This is a genomic window from Enterobacter sp. RIT637, assembly GCF_019718755.1.
In the GTDB taxonomy this organism is placed as follows: Bacteria; Pseudomonadota; Gammaproteobacteria; order Enterobacterales; family Enterobacteriaceae; genus Enterobacter.
In genome coordinates this window covers 147,875-174,070 of record NZ_JAIHAZ010000006.1, presented here as the reverse complement: position 1 = coordinate 174,070, position 26,196 = coordinate 147,875, and the positions used below count along the sequence as shown (strand labels likewise).

25 protein-coding genes are annotated in these 26,196 nt (G+C 56.3%); 21 read left to right on the top strand and 4 right to left on the bottom strand.

The features are described from left to right. The first annotated feature begins 4 nt into the window (after positions 1 to 4). From relA to queE, 5 genes are all read left to right on the top strand, one after another. On the top strand, positions 5 to 2,236 hold the full coding sequence (gene relA / locus K5E19_RS12005; RefSeq protein WP_109082232.1) for a GTP diphosphokinase: 2,232 nt from the start codon (positions 5 to 7) through the stop codon (positions 2,234 to 2,236). Between the two features lie 66 nt (positions 2,237 to 2,302). After that, positions 2,303 to 3,094, top strand: coding sequence for a nucleoside triphosphate pyrophosphohydrolase (gene mazG, locus K5E19_RS12000; RefSeq protein ID WP_221551390.1), 792 nt, complete (start codon positions 2,303 to 2,305; stop codon positions 3,092 to 3,094). A gap of 223 nt (positions 3,095 to 3,317) precedes the next feature. Next, on the top strand, positions 3,318 to 4,955 hold the full coding sequence (pyrG, locus tag K5E19_RS11995) for a glutamine hydrolyzing CTP synthase (protein WP_010434601.1): 1,638 nt from the start codon (positions 3,318 to 3,320) through the stop codon (positions 4,953 to 4,955). An 82-nt stretch (positions 4,956 to 5,037) separates the two neighbouring features. Next, positions 5,038 to 6,336 (top strand): phosphopyruvate hydratase, encoded by a 1,299-nt coding sequence (eno, locus tag K5E19_RS11990; protein ID WP_023309012.1) that lies wholly within the window; start codon positions 5,038 to 5,040, stop codon positions 6,334 to 6,336. 132 nt (positions 6,337 to 6,468) lie between these two features. After that, positions 6,469 to 7,140: a 7-carboxy-7-deazaguanine synthase QueE gene (queE, locus tag K5E19_RS11985; protein ID WP_221551389.1), complete on the top strand. Its 672-nt coding sequence runs from the start codon at positions 6,469 to 6,471 to the stop codon at positions 7,138 to 7,140. Positions 7,141 to 7,228: 88 nt separating this feature from the next. On the opposite strand, the gene queD is transcribed toward queE, so the two are convergent. Next, positions 7,229 to 7,591: a 6-carboxytetrahydropterin synthase QueD gene (gene queD / locus K5E19_RS11980; protein ID WP_023309002.1), complete on the bottom strand. Its 363-nt coding sequence runs from the start codon at positions 7,589 to 7,591 to the stop codon at positions 7,229 to 7,231. A gap of 306 nt (positions 7,592 to 7,897) precedes the next feature. Here queD and cysJ point away from each other — a divergent pair, with 306 nt between their 5' ends. From cysJ to cysH, 3 genes are read left to right on the top strand one after another with little or no spacing between them, the layout of a single operon-like run. Further along, positions 7,898 to 9,703, top strand: a complete 1,806-nt coding sequence (cysJ, locus tag K5E19_RS11975) for an NADPH-dependent assimilatory sulfite reductase flavoprotein subunit (protein WP_221551388.1) — start codon at positions 7,898 to 7,900, stop codon at positions 9,701 to 9,703. Next, complete coding sequence (gene cysI, locus K5E19_RS11970) at positions 9,703 to 11,415, top strand: assimilatory sulfite reductase (NADPH) hemoprotein subunit (RefSeq protein WP_221551387.1); 1,713 nt, start codon at positions 9,703 to 9,705, stop codon at positions 11,413 to 11,415. The genes cysJ and cysI overlap by 1 nt, the downstream gene beginning before the upstream one ends. A 15-nt stretch (positions 11,416 to 11,430) precedes the next feature. Further along, positions 11,431 to 12,165 (top strand): phosphoadenosine phosphosulfate reductase, encoded by a 735-nt coding sequence (gene cysH, locus K5E19_RS11965; protein WP_221551386.1) that lies wholly within the window; start codon positions 11,431 to 11,433, stop codon positions 12,163 to 12,165. A gap of 97 nt (positions 12,166 to 12,262) precedes the next feature. Here the strand turns inward: cysH and K5E19_RS11960 are convergent, their stop codons facing one another. Beyond that, complete coding sequence (locus tag K5E19_RS11960; protein ID WP_221551385.1) at positions 12,263 to 13,306, bottom strand: aminopeptidase; 1,044 nt, start codon at positions 13,304 to 13,306, stop codon at positions 12,263 to 12,265. Positions 13,307 to 13,542: 236 nt separating this feature from the next. Between K5E19_RS11960 and cysG the strand changes: the two genes are divergently transcribed. From cysG to rpoS, 13 genes are all read left to right on the top strand, one after another. Further along, the gene (gene cysG, locus K5E19_RS11955) at positions 13,543 to 14,901 is read left to right on the top strand and encodes a siroheme synthase CysG (RefSeq protein WP_409334604.1); all 1,359 of its coding nucleotides are present in this window, start codon (positions 13,543 to 13,545) and stop codon (positions 14,899 to 14,901) included. A gap of 9 nt (positions 14,902 to 14,910) precedes the next feature. Next, positions 14,911 to 15,819 (top strand): sulfate adenylyltransferase subunit CysD, encoded by a 909-nt coding sequence (gene cysD, locus K5E19_RS11950; RefSeq protein ID WP_010434549.1) that lies wholly within the window; start codon positions 14,911 to 14,913, stop codon positions 15,817 to 15,819. A gap of 9 nt (positions 15,820 to 15,828) precedes the next feature. Continuing rightward, positions 15,829 to 17,253 carry a sulfate adenylyltransferase subunit CysN gene (gene cysN / locus K5E19_RS11945; protein WP_221551384.1) on the top strand — a complete coding sequence of 475 codons (1,425 nt, stop codon included), beginning with the start codon at positions 15,829 to 15,831 and terminating at the stop codon, positions 17,251 to 17,253. Then, on the top strand, positions 17,253 to 17,858 hold the full coding sequence (gene cysC, locus K5E19_RS11940; RefSeq protein WP_010434543.1) for an adenylyl-sulfate kinase: 606 nt from the start codon (positions 17,253 to 17,255) through the stop codon (positions 17,856 to 17,858). The genes cysN and cysC overlap by 1 nt, the downstream gene beginning before the upstream one ends. 58 nt (positions 17,859 to 17,916) lie before the next feature. After that, a complete protein-coding gene (locus tag K5E19_RS11935; protein WP_042716229.1) occupies positions 17,917 to 18,243 on the top strand; it encodes a DUF3561 family protein in 327 nt (108 codons plus the stop codon). 79 nt (positions 18,244 to 18,322) lie between these two features. Then, entirely contained in the window at positions 18,323 to 18,634 is a 312-nt protein-coding gene (ftsB, locus tag K5E19_RS11930) for a cell division protein FtsB (protein ID WP_003862095.1), read from the top strand. Positions 18,635 to 18,653: 19 nt separating this feature from the next. After that, the gene (gene ispD, locus K5E19_RS11925) at positions 18,654 to 19,364 is read left to right on the top strand and encodes a 2-C-methyl-D-erythritol 4-phosphate cytidylyltransferase (protein ID WP_221551382.1); all 711 of its coding nucleotides are present in this window, start codon (positions 18,654 to 18,656) and stop codon (positions 19,362 to 19,364) included. After that, positions 19,364 to 19,843, top strand: coding sequence for a 2-C-methyl-D-erythritol 2,4-cyclodiphosphate synthase (gene ispF / locus K5E19_RS11920; protein ID WP_221551380.1), 480 nt, complete (start codon positions 19,364 to 19,366; stop codon positions 19,841 to 19,843). Before ispD ends, ispF begins: the two co-directional genes overlap by 1 nt. Beyond that, entirely contained in the window at positions 19,840 to 20,889 is a 1,050-nt protein-coding gene (gene truD / locus K5E19_RS11915) for a tRNA pseudouridine(13) synthase TruD (protein ID WP_221551378.1), read from the top strand. Before ispF ends, truD begins: the two co-directional genes overlap by 4 nt. Then, positions 20,870 to 21,631 carry a 5'/3'-nucleotidase SurE gene (surE, locus tag K5E19_RS11910; protein WP_010434534.1) on the top strand — a complete coding sequence of 254 codons (762 nt, stop codon included), beginning with the start codon at positions 20,870 to 20,872 and terminating at the stop codon, positions 21,629 to 21,631. Before truD ends, surE begins: the two co-directional genes overlap by 20 nt. After that, positions 21,625 to 22,251, top strand: a complete 627-nt coding sequence (locus tag K5E19_RS11905; RefSeq protein WP_010434533.1) for a protein-L-isoaspartate(D-aspartate) O-methyltransferase — start codon at positions 21,625 to 21,627, stop codon at positions 22,249 to 22,251. Before surE ends, K5E19_RS11905 begins: the two co-directional genes overlap by 7 nt. Positions 22,252 to 22,367: 116 nt before the next feature. Next, the gene (nlpD, locus tag K5E19_RS11900) at positions 22,368 to 23,492 is read left to right on the top strand and encodes a murein hydrolase activator NlpD (protein ID WP_126544875.1); all 1,125 of its coding nucleotides are present in this window, start codon (positions 22,368 to 22,370) and stop codon (positions 23,490 to 23,492) included. A gap of 59 nt (positions 23,493 to 23,551) precedes the next feature. Then, positions 23,552 to 24,544 (top strand): RNA polymerase sigma factor RpoS, encoded by a 993-nt coding sequence (gene rpoS, locus K5E19_RS11895; protein WP_013098493.1) that lies wholly within the window; start codon positions 23,552 to 23,554, stop codon positions 24,542 to 24,544. A gap of 54 nt (positions 24,545 to 24,598) precedes the next feature. Here the strand turns inward: rpoS and K5E19_RS11890 are convergent, their stop codons facing one another. Together K5E19_RS11890 and K5E19_RS11885 are read right to left on the bottom strand one after the other, a co-directional pair. Beyond that, positions 24,599 to 24,976 carry a DUF4440 domain-containing protein gene (locus tag K5E19_RS11890; RefSeq protein ID WP_221551376.1) on the bottom strand — a complete coding sequence of 126 codons (378 nt, stop codon included), beginning with the start codon at positions 24,974 to 24,976 and terminating at the stop codon, positions 24,599 to 24,601. After that, a complete protein-coding gene (locus K5E19_RS11885) occupies positions 24,973 to 26,181 on the bottom strand; it encodes an MFS transporter (RefSeq protein WP_221551374.1) in 1,209 nt (402 codons plus the stop codon). Before K5E19_RS11885 ends, K5E19_RS11890 begins: the two co-directional genes overlap by 4 nt. Between the last annotated feature and the right edge of the window lie 15 nt (positions 26,182 to 26,196).

Here is a 26,196-nt window from a genome sequence, read left to right as displayed (position 1 = left end):
GACGATGGTTGCGGTAAGAAGTGCACATCTTAATAAAGCTGGTGAGTTTGACCCTCAAAAATGGATCGCAAGTCTGGGGATTTCCAGCCAGCAGTCGTGTGAACGCTTAACCGAAACCTGGGCCTACTGTCTGCGCACCACGCAGGGGCATCCTGACGCCGAGCTGCTGCTGTGGCGCGGCATCGAAATGGTCGAAATTCTCTCCATGCTCAACATGGATATCGAAACGCTGCAGGCCGCGCTTCTGTTCCCGCTCGCCGATGCGGACGTGGTCAGCGAAGACGTGCTGCGTGACAGCGTCGGAACCTCCGTCGTCGCGCTGATCCACGGCGTGCGCGATATGGCGGCCATTCGCCAGCTTAAAGCTGCCCATACCGATTCCGTCTCCTCAGAACAGGTTGATAACGTCCGGCGAATGCTGCTGGCCATGGTGGATGACTTCCGCTGCGTGGTCATCAAGCTTGCCGAACGTATTGCGCACCTGCGCGAAGTGAAGGATGCGCCGGAAGACGAGCGCGTCCTTGCCGCCAAGGAGTGTACAAATATCTATGCGCCGCTGGCGAACCGCTTAGGTATCGGTCAGCTGAAATGGGAGCTGGAAGATTATTGCTTCCGCTATCTGCACCCGGCGGAATACAAGCGCATAGCCAAACTTCTGCATGAACGCCGTATCGATCGTGAACACTACATCGACGAGTTTGTCAGCGGGCTGCGTCAGTCAATGAAAGAAGAGAACGTGCGCGCCGAAGTCTACGGTCGGCCTAAGCACATCTACAGCATCTGGCGCAAAATGCAGAAGAAACACCTCGCCTTTGACGAGCTGTTTGACGTGCGCGCCGTGCGTATCGTGGCGGAGCGTCTGCAGGACTGCTACGCCGCGCTGGGGATAGTACATACTCACTTCCGCCACCTGCCGGACGAGTTCGACGACTATGTGGCGAACCCGAAACCGAACGGCTACCAGTCTATTCATACCGTGGTGCTTGGCCCCGGCGGCAAAACGGTTGAGATCCAGATCCGCACCAAACAGATGCACGAGGACGCCGAGCTGGGCGTGGCCGCGCACTGGAAATACAAAGAGGGTACGTCTGGCGGCGCGCGTTCAGGACACGAAGACCGCATCGCCTGGCTGCGCAAGCTGATTGCGTGGCAGGAAGAGATGGCTGATTCCGGCGAAATGCTTGATGAGGTGCGCAGCCAGGTCTTTGACGACCGCGTCTACGTCTTTACCCCGAAAGGGGACGTTGTCGACCTCCCGGCAGGCTCTACGCCGCTCGATTTTGCCTACCACATCCACAGCGATGTGGGGCACCGCTGCATCGGGGCGAAAATCGGTGGACGTATCGTGCCGTTCACCTATCAGCTGCAGATGGGTGACCAGATTGAGATCATTACCCAGAAGCAGCCCAACCCGAGCCGCGACTGGCTGAACCCGAACCTGGGCTATGTCACCACCAGCCGCGGGCGCTCCAAGATCCACGCCTGGTTCCGCAAGCAGGATCGCGATAAAAACATCCTTGCCGGTCGCCAGATCCTGGATGACGAGCTGGAGCATGTGGGGATCAGCCTGAAAGAGGCGGAGAAATTCCTGCTGCCACGCTACAACTTCAACGAGCTTGACGAGCTGCTAGCGGCCATTGGCGGCGGAGATATCCGTCTGAATCAGATGGTGAACTTCCTGCAGGCGCAGTTCAATAAGCCAAGCGCGGCAGAGCAGGACGCGGCGGCGCTGAAGCAGCTGCAGCAGAAAACCCATGCGCCGCAGCAGCGCAGCAAAGATAACGGCCGCGTGGTCGTGGAAGGCGTGGGCAATCTGATGCACCACATTGCCCGCTGCTGCCAGCCTATTCCCGGTGACGATATTGTCGGCTTTATCACGCAGGGACGCGGGATTTCGATTCACCGTTCCGACTGTGACCAGCTTGCAGAGCTGCAGTCGCATGCGCCGGAGCGCATCGTGGAAGCGGTCTGGGGTGAGAGCTACTCCGCAGGCTACTCGCTGGTGGTGCGCGTCACCGCCAACGACCGCAGCGGCCTGCTGCGCGACATCACGACCATTCTCGCCAACGAGAAGGTTAACGTGCTGGGCGTCGCCAGCCGCAGCGATACCCGCGAGCAGCTTGCCACCATTGATATGACTATCGAAATCTACAACCTGCAGGTGCTGGGCCGCGTGCTCGGTAAACTGAACCAGGTACCGGATGTGATAGACGCGCGTCGTCTGCACGGCGGTTAAACACACTCTTCTGTAGGCCGGGTAAGGCTTCGCCGCCACCCGGCATTTTTTTATCAGGACAAAACCATGACTCAAATCGACCGCCTGCTCGGCATCATGAAGCGCCTGCGCGACCCGGAAAACGGCTGCCCGTGGGACAAGGAGCAGACTTTCGCCACCATCGCCCCGTACACCCTCGAAGAAACCTATGAAGTGCTGGACGCCATTTCACGCGAGGATTTTGACGACCTGCGCGGCGAGCTGGGCGACCTGTTATTCCAGGTGGTGTTCTATGCGCAGATGGCGCAGGAAGAAGGGCGTTTTAACTTTGACGATATCTGTGCAGCCATCAGCGACAAGCTTGAGCGCCGTCATCCGCATATTTTTGGCGATGCCACCGCAGGCAACAGCGCAGAGGTGCTGGCTCGCTGGGAGCAGATAAAAAGCGCCGAGCGCGCAGAAAAATCCCAGCACTCAGCGCTGGATGATATTCCGCTGAGCCTGCCTGCGCTGATGCGCGCGCATAAAATCCAGAAACGCTGCTCCGCCGTGGGTTTTGACTGGGATTCCCTGGGCCCGGTGCTGGAAAAAGTGCATGAAGAGATCGACGAAGTGATGCATGAAGCGCAGCAGGCCGTTGTGGATGAAGCAAAGCTGGAAGAGGAGATGGGCGACCTGCTTTTCGCGACCGTCAACCTTTCACGCCATTTGGGTGTAAAAGCGGAAACCGCCCTGCAAAAAGCCAACATTAAGTTCGAGAGACGCTTTCGCGAAGTTGAGCGGATTGTGGCTTCGCGAGGCCTGGAAATGACCGGAATCGACCTCGAAGCCATGGAAGAAGTCTGGCAGGAAGTAAAACGCCAGGAACATGATCTCTAACGGAATTTTGCGATCAAGCGCAATTTGTGTGATTTTTTAAATGACAAGCGCTTGATTTGCGTCAAAAACATTTACCCAAAAGGGGCTATTTTCTCACTCCTTATGTTTGTCATGGCCTGGAATGGAGACGGAGAATGAAAGTTTGTGGCGCTCGCTGTGTTCGGGTATACTACTTTCCCGTCCTGGTTATTCCATCGTTTCACCCTAACTTCTCAGGTTCAGCATGACAACGAACTATATTTTTGTGACCGGCGGGGTCGTATCCTCTCTGGGTAAAGGCATTGCCGCAGCCTCCCTCGCAGCCATTCTTGAAGCCCGTGGCCTCAATGTGACCATGATGAAACTGGATCCGTACATCAACGTCGATCCGGGCACCATGAGCCCAATCCAACACGGGGAAGTGTTCGTTACTGAAGACGGCGCTGAAACCGATCTGGATCTTGGCCACTACGAGCGTTTCATCCGCACCAAAATGACCCGTCGTAACAACTTCACGACTGGTCGCATCTACTCCGACGTTCTGCGTAAAGAGCGCCGTGGTGACTACCTGGGGGCAACCGTTCAGGTGATCCCACACATCACTAACGCAATCAAAGAACGCATCGTTGCGGGTGGCGAAGGCCACGACGTAGTGCTGGTCGAAATCGGCGGAACCGTAGGTGATATCGAATCCCTGCCATTCCTGGAAGCGATTCGTCAGCTGGCGGTCGATATTGGTCGCGAGCACGCGCTGTTCATGCACCTGACTCTGGTGCCGTACATGGCCGCCGCAGGTGAAGTGAAAACCAAGCCAACTCAGCACTCTGTGAAAGAGCTGCTCTCTATTGGTATTCAGCCAGATATCCTGGTTTGCCGCTCCGATCGCGCGGTTCCGGCGAACGAACGTGCGAAAATTGCATTGTTCTGTAACGTGCCTGAAAAAGCCGTTATTTCAATGAAAGACGTCGATTCCATTTATAAAATCCCGGGCCTGTTGAAATCACAGGGCCTGGACGATTATATTTGTAAACGATTCAGCTTGAACTGTCCGGAAGCTAACCTGTCTGAATGGGAACAGGTTATTTACGAAGAAGCCAATCCGGCTGGTGAAGTGACTATCGGTATGGTCGGCAAGTACATTGAACTGCCGGACGCCTATAAGTCAGTCATCGAAGCGCTGAAGCACGGTGGTCTGAAGAACCGCGTTTCCGTGAACATCAAGCTGATTGATTCGCAGGATGTTGAAACGCGTGGCGTCGAAATTCTGAAAGATCTGGATGCGATTCTCATCCCTGGCGGCTTCGGCTACCGTGGTGTAGAAGGCAAGATCGCCACCGCACGCTATGCGCGTGAAAACAATATTCCATACCTCGGCATCTGCCTGGGTATGCAGGTTGCGCTGATCGAATTTGCGCGCAACGTAGCGGGAATGGAAAACGCGAACTCTACGGAATTTGTGCCAGACTGTAAGTACCCTGTAGTGGCGCTTATCACTGAATGGCGCGACGAAGAAGGTAACGTCGAAGTCCGTACCGAGAAGAGCGATCTGGGTGGCACTATGCGTCTTGGCGCACAGGCCTGCCAGCTGTCCGACGATAGCGTGGTTCGCAAGCTGTATGGTGAGCCAACCATTACCGAGCGCCATCGTCACCGCTATGAAGTCAACAATATGTTGTTGAAACCGATTGAAGCTGCGGGTCTGCGTGTTGCGGGCCGTTCCGGGGATGATCAGTTAGTCGAGATCATCGAGGTGCCAAACCATCCGTGGTTCGTTGCCTGCCAATTCCACCCGGAGTTTACTTCTACGCCGCGTGACGGGCATCCGCTGTTTGCAGGCTTCGTGAAGGCCGCCAGCGACTACCAGAAGCGTCAGGCGAAGTAAAAAAAGTTAGAACGGCAACGCGTACCTTGGGTACGCGTTGTTTGTCTGGAGTTTTAGTTTAACTTGTACTGAGGAAAATCTAATGTCCAAAATCGTTAAAGTCATCGGTCGTGAAATCATCGACTCCCGTGGTAACCCGACCGTTGAAGCCGAAGTTCACCTGGAAGGTGGTTTCGTTGGTATGGCTGCTGCTCCATCAGGTGCTTCTACTGGTTCCCGCGAAGCGCTGGAACTGCGCGATGGCGACAAATCCCGCTTCCTGGGCAAAGGCGTACTGAAAGCGGTTGGCGCTGTAAACGGTCCGATTGCTCAGGCAATCCTTGGCAAAGACGCCAAAGACCAGGCTGGCATCGACAAGATCATGATCGATCTGGACGGTACTGAAAACAAATCTAACTTCGGTGCGAACGCAATCCTGGCTGTTTCCCTGGCGAACGCCAAAGCGGCGGCTGCTGCGAAAGGAATGCCACTGTTCGAGCACATCGCTGAACTGAACGGCACCCCAGGCAAATACTCCATGCCTGTACCAATGATGAACATCATCAACGGTGGTGAGCACGCAGACAACAACGTTGATATTCAGGAATTCATGATTCAGCCAGTTGGCGCGAAATCCCTGAAAGAAGCGGTTCGTATGGGTTCTGAAGTGTTCCACAACCTGGCTAAAGTTCTGAAAGCTAAAGGTATGAACACTGCTGTTGGTGACGAAGGTGGCTATGCGCCAAACCTGGGTTCTAACGCAGAAGCTCTGGCTGTAATCGCTGAAGCAGTTAAAGCAGCTGGCTACGAGCTGGGCAAAGACATCACCCTGGCGATGGACTGTGCAGCATCTGAATTCTACAAAGACGGTAAATACGTTCTGGCTGGCGAAGGCAACAAAGCGTTCACCTCCGAAGAGTTCACTCACTTCCTGGAAGACCTGACCAAACAGTACCCAATCGTGTCTATCGAAGACGGTCTGGACGAGTCTGACTGGGCTGGCTTCGCATACCAGACCAAAGTACTGGGCGACAAAATCCAGCTGGTTGGTGACGACCTGTTCGTAACCAACACCAAGATCCTGAAAGAAGGCATCGAGAAAGGCATCGTTAACTCCATCCTGATCAAATTCAACCAGATCGGTTCTCTGACCGAAACTCTGGCTGCGATCAAAATGGCGAAAGACGCTGGCTACACCGCTGTAATCTCTCACCGTTCTGGCGAAACTGAAGACGCTACCATTGCCGACCTGGCTGTGGGTACCGCTGCAGGCCAGATCAAAACCGGTTCTATGAGCCGTTCTGACCGTGTTGCTAAATACAACCAGCTGATTCGTATCGAAGAAGCGCTGGGCGAAAAAGCACCATACAACGGTCTGAAAGAGATCAAAGGCCAGGCATAAGCCTGAACTTTCGTTCTTCTGAGAAACCCGCTTCGGCGGGTTTTTTTATGTCTGCGGTAAAGCAGCTCTCGCACATGATCTTAAGGGCAACATCTGCGATAATTACCGTTCACCCCATTAACAGAGTTGACTATGCAGTACCCGATTAACGAGATGTTCCAGACCCTGCAAGGCGAGGGTTACTTTACCGGCGTTCCCGCCATCTTTATTCGTTTACAGGGATGCCCGGTTGGCTGTGCCTGGTGTGATACCAAACATACGTGGGATAAACTCGCAGATCGGGAAGTGTCGCTGTTTAGCATTCTGGCTAAAACCAAAGAGAGCGATAAGTGGGGCGCGGGGAGTGCTGAAGACTTGCTGGCCATCATCGGCCGTCAGGGCTGGACGGCGCGCCACGTGGTCATCACCGGCGGTGAACCCTGCATTCACGATCTGACGCCGCTGACCGAACTCCTCGAATACAATGGCTATAGCTGCCAGATAGAAACCAGCGGCACCCATGAAGTTCGCTGTTCCCATGCAACCTGGGTAACGGTCTCGCCGAAAGTGAATATGCGCGGCGGGTATGACGTTCTCTCACAGGCGCTGGAACGTGCGGATGAGATTAAGCACCCGGTAGGGCGCGTGCGTGATATCGAAGCGCTGGATGAACTGCTGGCAACGCTGACGGATGAAAAACAGCGCGTCATTGCGCTACAGCCGATCAGCCAGAAAGACGATGCGACGCGCCTTTGCATTGAAACCTGTATTGCGCGCAACTGGCGCCTGTCGATGCAGACGCACAAGTACCTGAATATTGCCTAAAAAAAAGCCCGGTGGCGCTAGCGCTTACCGGGCCTACGGTTCGAGGCTTTTGTAGGCCGGGTAAGGCGAAGCCGCCACCCGGCAAGCATCACTCCCCGCGATAGATACAGCCAGCGGTACAGGTCTCTTTGATCATCACCGCGCTCAGCAGCGGCACCAGCGGCTTCATCTGATCCCAAATCCATTTTGCCAGCACTTCGCTGGTCGGGTTCTCTAGGCCCGGGATATCATTCAGATAGTAATGATCCAGACGATCATAGGTCGGCTTAAACGCGGCCTTCAGCTCGGCAAAATCCATGATCCAACCGGTATGCGGATCGACTTCACCGGTGATCTCAAGACGCACCATAAACGAGTGCCCATGCAGGCGGCCACATTTATGCCCTTCAGGGACATGCGGAAGGTGGTGGGCGGCTTCGAAGGTGAAATCTTTAAACAGTGTGGTGGACATGATCGCTCTCAGTAATGCGGAAAAAACCGCCGCATAGTACCGGAAAGCACAATTTTTAGCATTAACTAAAACGGCTCATTAGGTATTGACCCGCTAAATGTCCAGTTTTCGGTAATTTTCACATTATATTTCAATGAGTTAATTAATCGTTTTTACTGTTAAGAACGATAACTAAAACAGGTTAGTCCATTTGGTTATTTATTATTTCCATCCCTTCTTTAATTGTTATTATCCTCGCCGTTAACCTTATCTTCAGTTTGGATTTATTCGCTTAAAGTCCGCTTGGCTACTGGAACATAACGACGCATGACAACACAGGCCCCACCTTCAAATTTGCTTCCCCTGAACCCGGAGCAACTGGCGCGCCTTCAGGCTGCCACTACAGATTTTTCACCTACCCAGCTTGCCTGGGTTTCCGGCTATTTCTGGGGAATGCTCAACCAGCAGCCTGGCGCTGTTGCGGGCGTACCGGCAACGGCCGTTGAAATCCCTGCCATCACGCTCATTTCTGCCTCACAAACGGGTAACGCCCGCCGCGTGGCCGAAGCGCTGCGTGATGACCTGATTGCCGCCAAACTGAACGTGAACCTGGTCAACGCCGGGGATTATAAATTTAAGCAAATCGCGTCAGAAAAACTGCTGGTGGTTGTGGCCTCAACGCAGGGTGAAGGTGAACCCGCTGAAGAAGCGGTGGCGCTGCACAAGTTCCTGTTCTCAAAAAAAGCGCCGAAGCTGGATGGTACGGCGTTTGCCGTGTTCGGCCTTGGCGATACTTCCTATGAATTCTTCTGCCAGTCCGGTAAAGACTTCGACAGCAAGCTGGCGGAGCTGGGCGCGGAGCGCCTGCTGGACCGCGTTGACGCGGATGTCGAATACCAGACCGCCGCCGCCGAATGGCGTGCCCGCATCGTTGAGGTGCTGAAAGCGCGCGTGCCGAAAGAGACGTCGGCGCAGGCCGCCTTCACCGCGACGGGTGCCGTCAACGACATCCACACCAGCCCGTACACCAATGAGGCGCCGCTGACGGCGAGCCTATCGGTGAACCAGAAAATCACCGGACGCGACTCGGAAAAAGACGTGCGCCATATCGAAATCGATCTCGGTGACTCTGGCCTGCGCTATCAGCCTGGCGATGCGCTGGGCGTCTGGTATCAGAACGATCCGGCACTGGTGAAAGAGCTGGTGGAGCTGCTGTGGCTGAAGGGTGATGAGCCTGTCACCGTTGACGGCAAAAACCAGCCGCTTTCAGAGGCACTGCAGTGGCATTTCGAACTGACGGTGAACACCCCGAATATCGTCGAAAATTACGCCACCTTAACGCGCAGTGAATCCTTGCTGCCGCTGGTGGGCGACAAAGCGAAGCTGCAGCATTACGCCGCGACGACGCCAATTGTCGATATGGTGCGTTTCTCTCCGGCTCAGTTGGATGCCGATGCGCTGATCGGCCTGCTGCGTCCGCTGACCCCGCGCCTGTACTCCATCGCCTCTTCGCAGGCCGAAGTGGAGAGTGAAGTGCACGTTACCGTTGGCGTGGTGCGCTACGACATCGAAGGCCGCGCCCGCGCGGGTGGGGCATCAAGCTTCCTGGCGGATCGCGTGGAAGAAGAGGGCGAAGTGCGCGTCTTTATCGAGCACAACGACAACTTCCGCCTGCCTGCGAACCCGGAAACCCCGGTCATCATGATTGGCCCAGGCACCGGCATTGCGCCGTTCCGCGCCTTTATGCAGCAGCGCGCGGCAGATGAAGCGCCGGGTAAAAACTGGCTGTTCTTCGGCAACCCGCACTTTACCGAAGATTTCCTCTACCAGGTTGAATGGCAGCGCTATGTTAAAGAAGGCGTACTGACCCGCATCGATCTGGCCTGGTCCCGCGACCAGAAAGAAAAAGTATACGTACAAGACAAACTGCGCGAACAGGGCGCAGAGCTGTGGCGCTGGATCAATGACGGTGCCCACATTTATGTCTGCGGCGACGCCAATCGCATGGCGAAGGACGTTGAGCAGGCACTGCTGGAAGTGATTGCCGAATTCGGTGGTATGGATGCCGAAACGGCGGATGAATTTTTAAGTGAGCTGCGCGTAGAGCGCCGTTATCAGCGAGATGTCTACTAATGAGCGAAAAACATCCTGGCCCACTGGTGGTCGAAGGCAAACTGACTGATGCCGAGCGCATGAAGGTAGAGAGCAACTACCTGCGCGGTACCATTGCCGAAGATTTGAATGACGGTCTGACCGGCGGTTTCAAAGGCGACAACTTCCTGCTGATCCGTTTCCACGGCATGTACCAGCAGGACGACCGCGATATCCGCGCCGAGCGTGCAGAACAGAAGCTGGAGCCGCGTCATGCGATGCTGCTGCGCTGCCGTCTGCCGGGCGGGGTCATCACCACCAAACAGTGGCAGGCCATCGACAAGTTTGCGGGTGAAAACACGATTTACGGCAGCATCCGCCTGACCAACCGTCAGACCTTCCAGTTCCACGGCATTCTGAAGAAGAACGTGAAGCCGGTGCATCAGATGCTGCACTCGGTCGGGCTGGACGCGCTGGCAACCGCCAACGACATGAACCGTAACGTGCTCTGCACCTCGAACCCGTATGAGTCCGAGCTGCACGCCGAAGCCTATGAGTGGGCGAAGAAGATTTCCGAGCACCTGCTGCCGCGCACGCGCGCCTATGCAGAGATTTGGCTCGATCAGGAAAAAGTCGCGACCACGGATGAAGAACCGATCCTCGGCCAGACATATCTGCCGCGTAAGTTCAAAACCACGGTCGTGATCCCACCGCAGAACGATATCGACCTGCACGCCAACGACATGAACTTCGTGGCGATTGCCGAAAACGGTAAGCTGATTGGCTTTAACCTGCTGGTGGGCGGCGGCCTGTCCATTGAACACGGTAACAAGAAAACCTACGCCCGCACCGCGAGCGAGTTCGGCTTCCTGCCGCTGGAGTATACGCTGGCCGTGGCGGAAGCCGTGGTCACCACCCAGCGCGACTGGGGCAACCGTACCGACCGTAAAAACGCGAAAACCAAATACACCCTGGAGCGCGTGGGCGTGGAGACGTTCAAAGAGGAAGTGGAACGTCGCGCAGGCATCAAGTTTGAGCCGATCCGCCCTTACGAATTCACCGGTCGCGGCGATCGCATTGGCTGGGTGAAAGGTATCGATAATAAATGGCACCTGACGCTGTTTATCGAAAATGGCCGTATTCTGGATTATCCGGGCCGTCCGCTGAAAACCGGTCTGCTGGAAATTGCTAAGATCCATAAAGGCGAATTCCGCATTACCGCTAACCAGAATCTCATTATTGCCGGCGTGCCGGAGAGCCAGAAGGCGAAGATCGAGAAGCTGGCGCGCGATCATGGGTTGATGAATGCGGTTAAAGCGCAGCGTGAAAACTCGATGGCCTGCGTGTCGTTCCCGACCTGCCCGCTGGCGATGGCCGAAGCGGAACGTTTCCTGCCGTCATTCACTGACAAGGTAGAAGCGATTCTGGAAAAACACGGTATTCCGGACGAGCATATCGTTATGCGCGTCACCGGCTGCCCGAACGGCTGCGGTCGCGCGATGCTGGCCGAGCTGGGTCTGGTCGGCAAAGCGCCGGGTCGTTACAACGTGCACCTTGGCGGCAATCGTATGGGGACACGCATTCCGCGTATGTACCGTGAAAACATTACGGAACCGGAAATTCTCGATTCCATTGACGAGCTTGTCGGGCGCTGGGCGAAAGAGCGCGAAGCGGGTGAAGGCTTCGGCGACTTTACGGTGCGTGCGGGCATCATTCGCCCGGTGCTCGATCCCGCAAGGGATTTCTGGGAGTAACCACGAGAGGTAATTATGTCCGTACTCGATCTAAACGCCCTTAATGACCTGCCAAAAGTCGAACGCATTCTGGCGCTGGCAGAAACCAACGCTCAACTGGAAAAGCTGGACGCCGAAGGGCGCGTGGCGTGGGCGCTGGAAAACCTGCCGGGAGACTATGTGCTCTCGTCGAGCTTTGGTATTCAGGCGGCGGTCAGCCTGCATCTGGTGAATCAGATCAGCCCGGACATTCCGGTGATCCTCACCGATACCGGCTACCTGTTCCCGGAAACCTACCAGTTTATTGACGAGCTGACGGACAAGCTCAAGCTGAACCTCAAAGTTTACCGCGCGACGGAAAGCGCGGCCTGGCAGGAGGCGCGCTACGGCAAGCTGTGGGAGCAAGGGGTTGAGGGCATTGAGAAATACAATGAGATCAACAAAGTCGAGCCGATGAACCGTGCGCTGAAAGATCTGAAGGCTCAGACCTGGTTTGCGGGTCTGCGCCGCGAGCAGTCGGGAAGCCGCGCTACGCTACCGGTGCTGGCGGTTCAGCGCGGCGTGTTCAAAGTGCTGCCGATCATCGACTGGGATAACCGGACGGTGTATCAGTATCTGCAAAAACACGGGCTGAAGTACCATCCGCTGTGGGACCAGGGCTATCTGTCGGTTGGCGACACCCACACCACGCGCAAATGGGAACCGGGAATGGCGGAAGAAGAGACGCGATTCTTTGGGCTGAAGCGCGAGTGCGGGCTGCACGAAGGGTAATGTCATTTCGCCCGGTGGCGCTGCGCTTACCGGGCCTACAAAGGCTCGATCGATACGTAGGCCCGGTAAGGCGTAGCCGCCACCGGGCTTAACGACATCACGCTTTCCCCGCTTTCGCCAACTCCTTAACCAGCGGCAGCATCACCTTCACCACATCACGGCTGCGGTGCTCAATCCGCTGCGGCAGCGCGCTATCAATGTGCTGCTGATTATCCAGCATCACGTTGTGCCAGCTTGTCCCGTCCGGGAAGGCTTTCGATTTAGCCCGCTGCTGATAGCCATCTTTCTTGCCAAGACCCCAGTTCGTCGCCTCAACGTACAACACCGGAATGCCCGCTTTATCAAACACTTCGCCGTCGTTGCAGCAGCCCGTTCCTTTCGGATAATCCGGGTTGCCGCCGGGATTGGTGGTTGCATACACGCCGTGGCTACGGGCAATGGCTAATGCCCGGTCGCGCGTTAATTTACGCACGCTGCTGGGCGTGCTCTGCCCACTATTAAAATAGAGCTTATCGCCGACGATCAAATTATCGAGATTGATCACCAGCAGCGTATTTTTTTTCTCCTCATTGCTCATGCGTTTAAGGAGATTCTCAGCGCCAAGCTTTCCTTCTTCTTCTCCGCTGGTGGCAATAAAGCGAATTCCGTATTTCGTTGGGATATTTTTCATTCGCTCGGCCAGTTCGAGCATCACGCCCAGACCCGCCGCGTTGTCGTCCAACCCCTGCAACGTCAAACCGCCGAGGTTATTGTCGGTGTCGGCGTCGCTCATCGGGGCGAAGGTATCGAGATGCGCCATGATAATGATCTGCTCAGCCGCTTTACCTTCGTGTGCGGCAATGACCGTACTGCCCGTCACGTTGTGCCAGTTTTTTGTTTTATTGCGTGAGGTATAGATGTAGCGGCTGTGAAACGAGCGGATATCGCTCTGGTAGCCCATATCGGCAAACTGCTGGCGAATATAGTCTGCGGAGAGCATCTCGGCCGGTGTACCGGTCATGCGTCCAGGAAAGACCGTGGCAATATGCCGCGCCTGCATATTGGCGATTTCACCATAAGGTTGGTTTTTTGCCTGAACCGGAAGAATGAAGCAAACGCCGAGCGCCAGGGCAGCAATACGGTGGCGCGTTGCGGAAAACATAGTGAGTCCTTAAAAACAGAGCAAATTTTTAACCCGCTTAGTATGAAACTGTGATCGTGCATACACAATTTGAATTGCTCTTAAATGCCCGAAATTTCGCGTGTTAAGCACTTTTTGATATTTGCTTTTCCATGGCGTTATTCCATTGAGTAACTACTCATTCCAATTCGTAATTTCATTCGGTCTAAGTCCCCCCCTATAGTCCCACTATTCCTGTTGTTAGTGAGTTGTTGCCTGTGGACTATCTGCCCTTATTTGCCGCAATTAAAGAGAGACCGGTGCTGGTTGTTGGTACGGGTGAAATTGCCGATCGCAAAATTGCGTTCCTGCAACGGGCAGGCGCGCAGGTACGGGTAGTCGAAGAGGCGGATTTCGAGGAGTCGCAAATCGACAGCGTGGTGCTGGTGATTGCGGCCACCGAAAATCGTGAACTCAACCGTCGAATTTCTGACGCGGCGCAAGCCCGCTACCGCCTGGTGAACGTGGTGGACGATCAGCCTTTGTGCTCGTTTATCTTCCCGTCGATTGTTGACCGCTCGCCGCTGCTGGTGGCGATCTCCTCCGGCGGCACCGCGCCGGTGCTGGCGCGCGTGCTGCGGGAAAAAATCGAAGCGCTGCTGCCGACCAGCCTCGGGCGCATGGCCGAAAAAGCCAGCTTCTGGCGTGACCACCTGAAAAACCGCCTGACCAGCGTGACGGAACGCCGTCGCTTCTGGGAGCGCGTGTTTCGCGGCCGCTTTGCCAGCCTGATGCATGCCGGTAATGAAACGGCGGCGCAGAAAATCCTCGAAGACGAACTGGATAACCCCGGCAGCACGAGCGGGGAGATCATTCTGGTGGGGGCAGGGCCGGGCGATGCCGGGCTGCTGACGCTGCGTGGCCTGCAGGTGCTGCAGGACGCGGACGTGGTGTTCTACGACCATCTGGTCACCGACGGCGTGCGCGAACTGATCCGTCGCGACGCGGAGCAAATTTGCGTCGGCAAACGGGCTGGCGAGCACTCGGTGCCGCAGCACGACACCAACCAGATGCTGGTTGACGCCGCCAAAGCGGGTAAAACCGTGGTGCGGCTGAAAGGGGGCGATCCGTTTATTTTCGGTCGCGGCGGCGAAGAGCTGCAGGCGGCAGCCGAGGCGGGCGTACCGTTCCAGGTGGTGCCCGGCATCACGGCGGCCTCTGCGGTGACGGCCTACGCCGGTATTCCGCTGACCCATCGCGATTACGCCCAGAGCGTGACCTTTGTGACCGGCCACTACAAGGCCGACAGCACGCCGTTCGACTGGTCGCATCTCGCCCAGAGCCGCCAGACGCTGGCGATCTACATGGGCACGATGAAGGCGGCAGACATCAGTGAACAGCTTATTCAGCACGGTCGCGAGGCGACGACGCCCGTTGCCGTCATTTCTCGCGGCACGCGCGTCGATCAGCACGTTGCGACGGGCACGCTGGAACATCTTGCAACCCTGGCGAAAGATGCCCCGATGCCCGCCCTGATCGTGGTGGGGGAAGTGGTGCAGCTGCACAGCACGCTCGCCTGGTTTCAGAACACAACCGATACAGAAGGCTTTGGTTCTTCTGTCGTAAATTTGGCTTAAGGAACGGTTATGGACCAAAAACGTCTTACACACCTGCGGCAGCTTGAAGCGGAGAGTATCCATATTATCCGCGAAGTGGCCGCCGAGTTTTCTAACCCGGTGATGATGTACTCCATCGGTAAAGATTCCAGCGTCATGCTGCATCTGGCGCGTAAAGCGTTTTATCCAGGTACGCTGCCGTTCCCGCTGCTGCACGTGGATACCGGCTGGAAATTCCGCGAAATGTACGAGTTCCGCGACCGTACCGCGAAAGCCTACGGCTGCGAGCTTCTGGTGCATAAAAACCCGGAAGGGGTGGCGATGGGCATTAACCCGTTCGTGCACGGTAGCGCCAAGCACACCGACATCATGAAAACCGAAGGGCTGAAGCAGGCGCTGAATAAATACGGTTTTGACGCGGCCTTCGGCGGCGCGCGCCGTGACGAAGAGAAATCCCGCGCCAAAGAGCGTATCTACTCCTTCCGCGACCGCTTCCACCGCTGGGACCCAAAAAACCAGCGCCCTGAGCTATGGCACAACTACAACGGTCAGATCAACAAAGGCGAAAGCATTCGCGTTTTCCCGCTCTCCAACTGGACCGAGCTGGATATCTGGCAGTACATCTATCTGGAAAATATCGAAATCGTTCCGCTGTATCTGGCCGCTGAGCGCCCGGTGCTGGAGCGCGACGGCATGCTGATGATGATCGACGACGATCGCATCGACCTGCAGCCGGGTGAAGTGATCAAACAACAGATGGTGCGTTTCCGTACTCTCGGCTGCTGGCCGCTGACCGGCGCGGTGGAATCCAGCGCGCAGACGCTGCCGGAGATCATCGAAGAGATGCTGGTGTCCACCACCAGCGAGCGACAGGGGCGCGTGATTGACCGCGACCAGGCAGGCTCCATGGAGCTGAAGAAACGTCAGGGTTATTTCTAAGGAGCCGCCATGAACACCACTATTGCTCAACAAATTGCCAACGAAGGCGGCGTGGAAGCGTATCTGCACGCGCAACAACACAAAAGCCTGCTGCGTTTTCTGACCTGCGGCAGCGTGGATGACGGGAAAAGTACCCTGATTGGCCGCCTGCTGCACGATACGCGCCAGATTTACGAAGATCAGCTCTCTTCGCTGCATAACGACAGCAAGCGTCACGGTACTCAGGGTGAAAAACTCGACCTGGCCCTGCTGGTGGATGGCCTGCAGGCGGAGCGCGAGCAGGGCATCACCATCGACGTGGCCTACCGCTACTTCTCTACCGAGAAGCGCAAATTTATTATTGCCGACACCCCGGGGCACGAGCAGTACACCCGTAACATGGCGACCGGGGCGTCTACCTGCGACCTGGCGATCCTGCTGATGGACGCGCGTAAAGGCGTGCTGGATCAGACCCGTCGTCACAGCTTTATCTCGACGCTGCTGGGGATCAAACACCTGGTGGTGGCGGTCAACAAGATGGATCTGGTGAACTTCAGCGAAGAGACGTTCGAGGAGATCCGTCAGAGCTACCTGACCTTTGCCGAACAGCTGCCGGGCAACCTGGATATTCGCTTTGTACCGCTTTCGGCGCTGGAAGGGGATAACGTCGCCTCCCAGAGCGCGAACATGCCGTGGTACAGCGGTCCTACGCTGTTGGAGGTGCTGGAAACCGTTGAAATTCAGCGCGTGGTCGACACCCAGCCGATGCGCTTCCCGGTACAGTACGTGAACCGTCCTAACCTCGATTTCCGCGGCTTCTCCGGCACCCTCGCGTCAGGCTCCGTGAAAGTGGGTCAGCGCGTCAAGGTGCTGCCATCCGGCGTGGAATCGACTATCGCCCGCATCGTCACCTTCGACGGTGACCTGCAGGAAGCGGGCGCCGGTGAAGCGGTAACGCTGGTGCTGAAAGACGAAATTGACATCAGCCGCGGCGATCTGCTGGTGGATGCCCACGAAACGCTGGCGGCAGTGCAGGGCGCGTCCGTGGATGTGGTGTGGATGGCCGAACAGCCGCTGACCGCAGGCCAAAGCTATGACATCAAAATTGCCGGTAAGAAAACCCGCGCCCGCGTGGACGGTATTCAGTTCCAGGTGGATATCAACAACCTGACCCATCGTGACGTCACCGAACTGCCGCTGAACGGCATTGGCCTGGTCGATCTGACCTTCGACGAACCGCTGGTGCTGGATCCGTATCAGCAGAATCCGGTTACGGGCGGGCTGATCTTTATCGACAGGCTGACCAACGTGACCGTCGGGGCCGGTATGGTGCGCGAGCCTAAAGAGCAGGCTGCAGCGACGTCTGAATTCAGCGCCTTCGAGCTGGAGTTGAACGCGCTGGTGCGCAAGCACTTCCCGCACTGGGGCGCACGCGATCTGCTGGGAGGCAAGTAATGGCCGCCCATGATGAGAACGTCGTCTGGCATCCTCATCCGGTGACCGTTGCACAGCGCGAGCAGCTCCACGGTCACCGTGGGGTTGTGCTGTGGTTTACCGGGCTGTCCGGCTCGGGTAAATCGACGGTTGCAGGCGCGCTGGAAGAGGCGTTGCACCAGCAGGGCGTAAGCACGTACCTGCTGGACGGCGACAACGTGCGTCACGGCCTGTGCAGCGATTTAGGGTTTAGCGACGATGACCGCAAAGAGAACATCCGGCGGGTGGGCGAAGTGGCTAGTCTGATGGCTGACGCCGGTCTGGTGGTGCTGACCGCGTTTATCTCTCCGCACCGCGCCGAGCGCCAGATGGTGCGCGAACGCGTGGGTCAGGATCGCTTTATCGAAGTGTTTGTCGATACGCCGCTGGAGATTTGCGAAGCGCGCGACCCGAAAGGGCTATACAAAAAAGCCCGTGCCGGTGAACTGCGCAACTTCACCGGCATTGACGCGGTCTACGAAGCGCCTGAATCGCCAGAGATTCACCTGGAAGGTCAACAATTGGTAACAAATTTAGTAAGCCAATTATTAGACCTGCTCAGACGGGACGATATTATCAGATCCTGAGACGGTATCGTTCGGGAGCTGTCTCCCCGAACGATGAGTCATGGTCACAGGATCAGCTATGCGCAACAGTGAAAACTACATTATCACCACCGGGTCGGAGCCGTTAACGACCGACGACGAGACGACCTGGTCCTTCCCCGGGGCCATTGTCGGCTTTATCTCGTGGTTACTGGCGCTGGGCATCCCGTTTCTCATTTACGGCGGTAACACGCTGTTCTTCTTCCTCTATACCTGGCCTTTCTTCCTGGCGCTGATGCCCGTGGCGGTCGTGGTGGGTATTGCGCTGCATTCCCTCTTCAATGGCCGACTCCTGTATAGTACGGTTATCACGATTGTGACCGTTGTGGTGATGTTTGGCCTGCTGTTTTTATGGCTGATGGGCTAACTTGCGACATAATTAAAACCCCGGAGTAGAGTCGAACGGAAAGTTATGGGATGATGATGCCGTTTTTTCAGGGGGCAGGATGGGTAAACTAACGCTGCTGTTGCTGGCTTTGCTGGTCTGGCTGCAATATTCGCTGTGGTTCGGTAAGAACGGACTGCACGACTATAGCCGGGTAAGCGATGACGTTGCGGCTCAGCAGGCAACAAACGCCAAACTCAAGGCGCGAAACGATCAACTCTTTGCTGAAATTGATGACCTCAATGGCGGGCAAGAGGCGATTGAGGAACGCGCACGCAATGAACTCAGTATGACTAAGCCGGGCGAAACCTTTTATCGTCTGGTTCCGGATGCGTCTAAACGCAATCAGGGCTCAGCACAAAACAATCGATAATCAGGCCCAGGATTACGACATGGCAGCAACTTTTTCGGACGTCTGTGCCGTGGTGCCGGCCGCAGGTTTTGGCCGGCGCATGCAGACAGAATGTCCCAAGCAGTACCTTTCAATTGGCGATAAAACGATCCTTGAGCACGCCGTGGCGGCGCTGCTGGCGCACCCGAGGGTGACGCACGTGGTCATCGCTATCAGCCCAGGCGATGCGCGCTTCGCGCAGCTCCCGCTGGCAAACCACCCACAAATTACCGTCGTTGACGGTGGCGCCGAGCGCGCCGATTCCGTGCTGGCGGGCATTCAGGCTGCCGGACACGCCTCGTGGGTGCTGGTACATGACGCGGCGCGTCCGTGTCTGCATCAGGACGATCTTGCTCGACTGCTGGCCCTGAGCGAAACAAGCAAGGTCGGCGGGATTCTGGCTGCCCCCGTGCGTGACACCATGAAGCGCGCCGAGCCGGGCAAACAGGCCATCGCCCATACCGTCGAGCGCGTTGATTTATGGCACGCGCTGACGCCACAATTTTTCCCCCGCGAACTGCTCCACGACTGCTTAACGCGTGCGCTTCAAGAAGGTGCGACCATTACGGACGAAGCCTCGGCGCTGGAGTATTGCGGTTTCCATCCTGAGCTTGTTGAAGGGCGCGCTGATAATATTAAAGTGACGCGCCCGGAAGATTTGCAGCTCGCGGAATTTTATCTTACCCGTTCGACCCATCAGGAGAAGGCATAATGCGAATTGGACACGGTTTTGATGTACACGCTTTTGGCGGAGAAGGCCCAATTATCATTGGCGGCGTGCGTATTCCTTACGAAAAAGGACTGCTGGCGCATTCTGATGGCGACGTGGCGCTACATGCGCTGACCGACGCGCTGCTGGGCGCTGCCGCGCTGGGGGATATCGGCAAGCTGTTTCCGGACACCGACCCGGCATTTAAAGGGGCAGACAGCCGCGAACTGCTGCGCGAAGCGTGGCGCCGCATTCAGGCTAAAGGCTACACCCTGGGTAACGTCGATGTGACAATCATCGCTCAGGCACCGAAAATGCTGCCGCACATTCCGCAGATGCGCGTGTTTATCGCGGAAGATCTGGGCTGCCATATGGACGACGTTAACGTCAAAGCGACCACCACCGAGAAGCTGGGCTTCACGGGCCGTGGCGAAGGCATTGCCTGCGAGGCCGTGGCGCTGCTGGTGAAGGCGGGCAAATGACGGATTTTGACAACCTGACATACCTGCACGGTAAACCGCAGGGGAACGGAGTGCTGAAAGCCAGCCCGGAAGATTTCCTCGTGGTAGAGGATCTGGGCTTTGAGCCGGATGGCGAAGGCGAGCACATTCTGGTGCGCATTCTGAAAAACGGCTGCAACACCCGCTTTGTGGCCGACGCGCTGGCAAAATTCCTCAAAATTCATGCCCGCGAGGTGAGCTTTGCCGGGCAGAAAGATAAACATGCCGTCACTGAACAGTGGCTTTGTGCGCGCGTTCCCGGCAATACGATGCCGGATTTAAGTCAGTTTGAGCTTGAAGGCTGTAAAGTGCTGGAGTATGCCCGCCACAAGCGCAAGCTTCGTCTGGGCGCGTTGAAAGGCAACGCTTTTACCCTGGTGCTGCGTGAAGTGACCGACCGCGAAGACGTTGAAAAACGCCTAAAGGCGATAAACGAACGCGGCGTACCGAACTACTTTGGCGCACAGCGTTTTGGTATCGGTGGCAGCAACCTGCAGGGCGCACTGCGCTGGGCGCAGAGCGATGCGCCGGTGCGCGACAGGAATAAACGCAGTTTTTGGTTGTCGGCGGCCCGCAGTGCGTTGTTTAATCAGATTGTGAGCGAACGTCTGAAAAAATCGGACGCGAATCAAGTTGTTGTTGGCGATGCGCTACAATTAGCGGGACGCGGAAGCTGGTTTGTGGCAACGGCCGAAGAAATGGCCGATGTCCAGTCTCGTGTGGACGCCAAAGCGCTGATGATTACTGCCGCGATGCCCGGTACGGGCGACTGGGGCACACAGGGCGACGCGCTGGCTTCTGAGCAGTCCGCCGTCGCGGATGCGCCAGAATTACAATCACTGCTGGTGCGGGAAAAAGTCGAAGCAGCACGCCGCGCGATGCTGCTCTACCCGCAGCAGTTAAGCTGGAACTGGTGGGATGACGTGACCGTTGAGTTACGCTTCTGGCTACCTGCAGGTAGCTTTGCCACCAGTGTTGTCAGGGAACTTATCAACACCTCGGGTGATTATGCGAATATTGCTGAGTAACGATGACGGGATCCACGCGCCAGGTATACAGACCCTGGCGAAACACCTTCGCGAATTTGCGGATGTGCAGGTTGTGGCTCCCGATCGTAACCGCAGTGGAGCGTCTAACTCACTGACGCTGGAGTCGTCGCTTCGCACCTTTACCTTTGAAAATGGCGATATCGCCGTACAGATGGGCACGCCGACCGACTGCGTGTTCCTCGGCGTGAATGCGCTGATGCGCCCGCGCCCGGACATTGTGGTGTCAGGTATCAATGCCGGACCCAATCTCGGCGATGACGTGATCTACTCCGGTACCGTGGCGGCTGCGATGGAAGGACGTCATCTGGGTTTCCCGGCGCTGGCGGTTTCGCTTAACGGCCATACGCATTACGACACGGCGGCGTCGGTCACCTGTTCAATTCTTCGCGCGCTGGGGCGCGAACCCCTGCGCACGGGCCGTATCCTGAATATCAATGTGCCCGACCTCCCGCTCAATGAGATCAAAGGGATCCGTGTGACGCGCTGTGGCAGCCGTCATCCTGCTGACCAGGTTATTCCGCAGCAGGATCCGCGCGGCAATACCCTCTACTGGATTGGGCCTCCGGGCGAAAAATGCGATGCCGGTCCAGATACGGACTTCGCTGCTGTGGATGAAGGGTATGTATCCGTTACGCCGCTGCACGTAGATTTAACCGCTTATAGCGCGCATGATGTGGTGTCGGACTGGTTAGATCGGGTCGGAGTGAACGTGCAATGGTAAGCAAACGTGTACAAACTCTTCTGGAACAGCTTCGCGCTCAGGGGATCACCAACGAGCATGTGCTGGATGCGCTTGCTCAGGTGCCGCGCGAGAAGTTTGTAGACGAGGCGTTTGAGCACAAAGCGTGGGAAAACGTGGCGCTGCCCATTGGGCAAGGCCAGACCATTTCTCAGCCCTACATGGTGGCGCGCATGACGGAACTGCTGGAGTTAACGCCAGAGTCCCGCGTGCTGGAGATTGGCACCGGGTCGGGGTATCAAACCGCGATCCTCGCGCATCTTGTTCGCCATGTGTGTTCCGTCGAACGCATCAAAGGTTTACAGTGGCAGGCGCGTCGTCGCCTGAAACAACTTGATTTACATAATGTTTCAACACGTCACGGTGATGGATGGCAGGGTTGGCAGGCTCGCGCCCCGTTTGATGCCATTATCGTCACGGCCGCACCGCTGGAGATCCCGGCAGCACTTTTGTCGCAGCTGGATGAAGGCGGCATTCTCGTTTTGCCCGTGGGTGATGAACACCAGCTCCTGAAGCGTGTTCGTCGGCGTGGCGGCGAGTTTATTATCGATACCGTAGAAGCCGTACGCTTTGTGCCTCTGGTTAAGGGAGAGCTGGCCTGAGACTCGGATTTATCCAGGGTTATTAAGGCAAATTCAGCGTATTGTGTGGCGCAAAAGGTTCGTGCCATCACGGTTATTATTAAGTCACTGGTAGTTAACACATTCCTGGGGGATAAATGAGCGCGGGAAGCCCAAAATTCACCATCAGCCGTGTTGCGGCATTATCACTGGTTTCGCTATGGCTGGCAGGCTGTACAAGTTCGAATAACGCACCTGCGCCTGTAAGCTCCGTCGGCGGGAACAGCGGCTCGGGTAACACGTCCAGCGGAATGTTGATCACTCCTCCGCCTAAAATGGGCACCTCTACGGCGCAGCAAACTCCGCAGATCCAGCCGGTTCAGCGTCCAACCACGCAGCCAACGCAGATTCAACCAGTTGAACAACCTGTTCAGACGGAAAATGGCCGCATTGTATACAACCGCAAGTATGGGAACATTCCGAAAGGGAGCTATACCGGCGGCAGCACCTACACCGTGAAGCGCGGCGACACGCTGTTCTATATTGCCTGGATCACCGGGAACGATTTCCGTGACCTGGCACAGCGCAATAACGTGCAGGCCCCGTATGGACTGGAAGTCGGCCAAACGCTCCAGGTGGGCAACGCGACGGGTACGCCACTCACGCCGGGGAACACTGTTTCTGCGGCGGATGTGACCGCGCAAAATAACAGCGTTGTGCCTGCACAAAAATCCACCACGGTGGTTGCTTCACAACCTGTAATTACGTATTCTGAGGATTCAGGTGATCAGAGTGCTAACAAAATGTTGCCGAATAATAAAGGGACTGCGACTGCTGTCACAGCACCGGTTACGGCACCTGTGGTTAGCTCTACTGAACCGACTGCCAGCAGTACCTCCACCAGTTCGCCTATCTCTGCATGGCGATGGCCGACTGACGGCAAGGTTATCGAAAACTTCTCTTCCTCCGAGGGAGGAAATAAAGGGATCGATATCGCAGGGAGTAAGGGACAGGCTATTATCGCGACCTCAGACGGACGCGTTGTATATGCCGGTAACGCTCTGCGCGGTTACGGTAATCTTATTATCATCAAACATAACGATGATTACCTGAGTGCCTACGCCCATAACGACACAATGCTGGTCCGGGAACAACAAGAAGTTAAGGCGGGGCAAAAAATCGCTACCATGGGTAGCACCGGAACCAGTTCTACACGCTTGCATTTTGAAATTCGTTACAAGGGGAAATCCGTAAACCCGCTGCAGTATCTGCCGCAGCGATAATTTGACGGGGCATGCCAGCCAGGGTGTCTCGTTCAGGGATCACGGGTAGGAGCCACCTTATGAGTCAGAATACGCTGAAAGTTCATGATTTAAATGAAGATGCGGAATTTGATGAGAACGGAGCAGAGGCTTTTGACGAAAAAGCCTTAGTAGAAGAGGAACCCAGTGATAACGATTTGGCTGAAGAAGAGCTGTTATCGCAGGGCGCCACACAGCGTGTACTGGACGCGACTCAGCTTTACCTTGGGGAGATTGGTTACTCCCCACTGTTAACGGCCGAAGAAGAAGTCTATTTCGCACGTCGTGCTTTGCGTGGTGATGTTGCCTCGCGCCGTCGCATGATTGAAAGTAACCTGCGACTGGTCGTGAAAATTGCCCGCCGTTACGGCAATCGTGGTCTGGCTCTGCTGGACCTGATTGAAGAGGGCAACTTAGGTCTCATCCGCGCAGTTGAGAAATTTGACCCGGAACGCGGGTTCCGCTTCTCAACCTACGCGACCTGGTGGATTCGTCAGACCATCGAACGGGCAATTATGAACCAAACCCGTACGATTCGACTGCCGATCCACATCGTCAAAGAGCTGAACGTCTATCTGCGTACCGCGCGCGAGTTGTCCCATAAACTGGACCACGAACCAAGCGCGGAAGAGATTGCCGAACAGCTTGATAAACCGGTTGATGACGTAAGCCGTATGCTGCGTCTCAACGAGCGCATTACCTCGGTTGACACCCCGCTGGGTGGCGACTCCGAAAAAGCGCTGCTGGACATCCTGGCCGACGAAAAAGACAACGGCCCGGAAGACACCACGCAGGACGATGACATGAAACAGAGCATCGTTAAATGGCTGTTCGAACTGAACGCCAAACAGCGTGAAGTGCTGGCACGTCGTTTCGGTTTACTGGGGTATGAAGCTGCGACACTGGAAGACGTCGGCCGCGAAATTGGCCTGACCCGTGAACGTGTTCGTCAGATTCAGGTTGAAGGTCTGCGTCGCCTGCGTGAAATCCTGCAGGGACAAGGTCTGAATATCGAAGCGCTGTTCCGCGAATAAGCAACTTTTCGTCAAAAAATGGCTCGTCTTAGGACGGGCCATTTTTCTTTGGGGCTACGGCTGCGCCGTTTCGTGCAGTAAACGCCACGTAATCCTGTCGCCTTCCAGATTCAGCACCGCCGTAGACCAGCGCACGTTTACCGGCATATCAGGGCGGGTTTGTGTTTCCCGATAGTGAAGCACCGCGCCGTTATCCCAGGCTTCTATCGTGGTGAGTTCATCAATAATGATTTTCAGACCGGGTCGGCTGCCACGCTGGGCGTCGAGAAAATGGGCAAGCGCGTGATGGTCAAGATGTGCGCCGCCCGGTGGTATCATCAGAAAGTCTGATCGAAAGCGGATGAGCAAGGTTTCAGCCTCACCTTCACCTTTGCCTAACCAGTTTTCAAGCGCAATGTGGAGGTCGATAATGTCGTGTTCAAAAAGCGTCATGAATTCTCCTGTCGCAGCTGGCTGAGCACCTGCATCGTGTTAAGACGAAAAACGTACAATACAGGCAGTAAAGTGATGCCTGCGGCAAAAATAAACATCCCGTGCCAGGCGACGAGCGGCGCAAGATAAACCTGCGCAATGCTCAGCACCTGCGCCAGTAGCAGGGTCCCCGCAAAAAAGCTTAGCTGACGATTAAGATTCCACAGGGCGCTGGCGTCGGGCATATCGTCCCGGGCTGTCGTCAGAAACGCGCTGCTCTGCGCCGTGCTGCTGCAAAGGCTACCTCCGGCCCCCATCAACACAAAAGCCGCGACAGATAACAGCGCTGGCGTTGTAGAACTGACGTACAGTAACAGCAGAATGCCCGTCGCCTGCAAAAGGCACCCGATTACCACCAGAGGCCGGGGCCCGACGCGGTTAAAATAGCGTCCCGTTACCATGATGGCTATAAACGATGCCGCGGACCATGGCAGCATAAGCATGCCCGTTGCGGCGGGCGTCATGCTGGCTTCGCTTTGAAGATAATACATGCCCGTTACGTTTACCCCGATAAAGATGCCGGGCACACACACGTAAACAAGCATGGAAAAACGCAAGAGTGGGTCGGCCAGCAAGGAGAGATTTAACAGCCTGGTTGCTTTCTTCGGCGGCATTTCAGCGTTAAGCCACACGCAGGCTAAAACAAAGGTGACGATGGCGATGGGAAGCGTAGCAAAAAAGATCCAGCGCCAGCTTAGCGTCTGCACCAGCAGTCCGCCGATAGCAGGGGAGCAGGCAGGGGCAAGCAACGCGACCAGCATCACCGCCGAAGAGAGTCTGGCGCGTTCGTGAGGCTTAAACTGTTGCCAGGTCAGCGCCTGTCCCACCGGGATCAGCAATCCACCGCCAATCCCTTGCAGCGCACGCCAGGCAATCAGGCTTTCCAGCGAGGAAGACAGTCCCGCAGCAGCGGAGGCCGCGCTAAAGAGAGCCAGAGAGAGAAGGATGACGCGCTTTGGCCCGATGCGGCGCGTCAGCGCGCTGCCGAAAGGGATCGCAAGCGTCAGACCGGCAATGTATCCGTTACTGACCCAGGCAAGCGCTGAGGGAGTAGTGTTGAACGCGCGCGCCATGGCCGGAAAGGCGACGCTGGCTATAAACATATTTATCAAATCAAGGAAAAAGCCGAGCAGATAGACAACGGCGACTTTGCTGCGATACGTCATGGCGGATCCTCCGGT

What these genes read in the sequence shown, in the direction of transcription:
- relA (WP_109082232.1), top strand. Translation starts at nt 5, where the DNA reads ATGGTTGCGGTAAGAAGTGCACATCTTAATAAAGCTGGTGAGTTTGAC.
- mazG (WP_221551390.1), top strand. Translation starts at nt 2,303, where the DNA reads ATGACTCAAATCGACCGCCTGCTCGGCATCATGAAGCGCCTGCGCGAC.
- pyrG (WP_010434601.1), top strand. Translation starts at nt 3,318, where the DNA reads ATGACAACGAACTATATTTTTGTGACCGGCGGGGTCGTATCCTCTCTG.
- eno (WP_023309012.1), top strand. Translation starts at nt 5,038, where the DNA reads ATGTCCAAAATCGTTAAAGTCATCGGTCGTGAAATCATCGACTCCCGT.
- queE (WP_221551389.1), top strand. Translation starts at nt 6,469, where the DNA reads ATGCAGTACCCGATTAACGAGATGTTCCAGACCCTGCAAGGCGAGGGT.
- queD (WP_023309002.1), bottom strand. Translation starts at nt 7,591, where the DNA reads ATGTCCACCACACTGTTTAAAGATTTCACCTTCGAAGCCGCCCACCAC.
- cysJ (WP_221551388.1), top strand. Translation starts at nt 7,898, where the DNA reads ATGACAACACAGGCCCCACCTTCAAATTTGCTTCCCCTGAACCCGGAG.
- cysI (WP_221551387.1), top strand. Translation starts at nt 9,703, where the DNA reads ATGAGCGAAAAACATCCTGGCCCACTGGTGGTCGAAGGCAAACTGACT.
- cysH (WP_221551386.1), top strand. Translation starts at nt 11,431, where the DNA reads ATGTCCGTACTCGATCTAAACGCCCTTAATGACCTGCCAAAAGTCGAA.
- K5E19_RS11960 (WP_221551385.1), bottom strand. Translation starts at nt 13,306, where the DNA reads ATGTTTTCCGCAACGCGCCACCGTATTGCTGCCCTGGCGCTCGGCGTT.
- cysD (WP_010434549.1), top strand. Translation starts at nt 14,911, where the DNA reads ATGGACCAAAAACGTCTTACACACCTGCGGCAGCTTGAAGCGGAGAGT.
- cysN (WP_221551384.1), top strand. Translation starts at nt 15,829, where the DNA reads ATGAACACCACTATTGCTCAACAAATTGCCAACGAAGGCGGCGTGGAA.
- cysC (WP_010434543.1), top strand. Translation starts at nt 17,253, where the DNA reads ATGGCCGCCCATGATGAGAACGTCGTCTGGCATCCTCATCCGGTGACC.
- K5E19_RS11935 (WP_042716229.1), top strand. Translation starts at nt 17,917, where the DNA reads ATGCGCAACAGTGAAAACTACATTATCACCACCGGGTCGGAGCCGTTA.
- ftsB (WP_003862095.1), top strand. Translation starts at nt 18,323, where the DNA reads ATGGGTAAACTAACGCTGCTGTTGCTGGCTTTGCTGGTCTGGCTGCAA.
- ispD (WP_221551382.1), top strand. Translation starts at nt 18,654, where the DNA reads ATGGCAGCAACTTTTTCGGACGTCTGTGCCGTGGTGCCGGCCGCAGGT.
- ispF (WP_221551380.1), top strand. Translation starts at nt 19,364, where the DNA reads ATGCGAATTGGACACGGTTTTGATGTACACGCTTTTGGCGGAGAAGGC.
- truD (WP_221551378.1), top strand. Translation starts at nt 19,840, where the DNA reads ATGACGGATTTTGACAACCTGACATACCTGCACGGTAAACCGCAGGGG.
- surE (WP_010434534.1), top strand. Translation starts at nt 20,870, where the DNA reads ATGCGAATATTGCTGAGTAACGATGACGGGATCCACGCGCCAGGTATA.
- K5E19_RS11905 (WP_010434533.1), top strand. Translation starts at nt 21,625, where the DNA reads ATGGTAAGCAAACGTGTACAAACTCTTCTGGAACAGCTTCGCGCTCAG.
- nlpD (WP_126544875.1), top strand. Translation starts at nt 22,368, where the DNA reads ATGAGCGCGGGAAGCCCAAAATTCACCATCAGCCGTGTTGCGGCATTA.
- rpoS (WP_013098493.1), top strand. Translation starts at nt 23,552, where the DNA reads ATGAGTCAGAATACGCTGAAAGTTCATGATTTAAATGAAGATGCGGAA.
- K5E19_RS11890 (WP_221551376.1), bottom strand. Translation starts at nt 24,976, where the DNA reads ATGACGCTTTTTGAACACGACATTATCGACCTCCACATTGCGCTTGAA.
- K5E19_RS11885 (WP_221551374.1), bottom strand. Translation starts at nt 26,181, where the DNA reads ATGACGTATCGCAGCAAAGTCGCCGTTGTCTATCTGCTCGGCTTTTTC.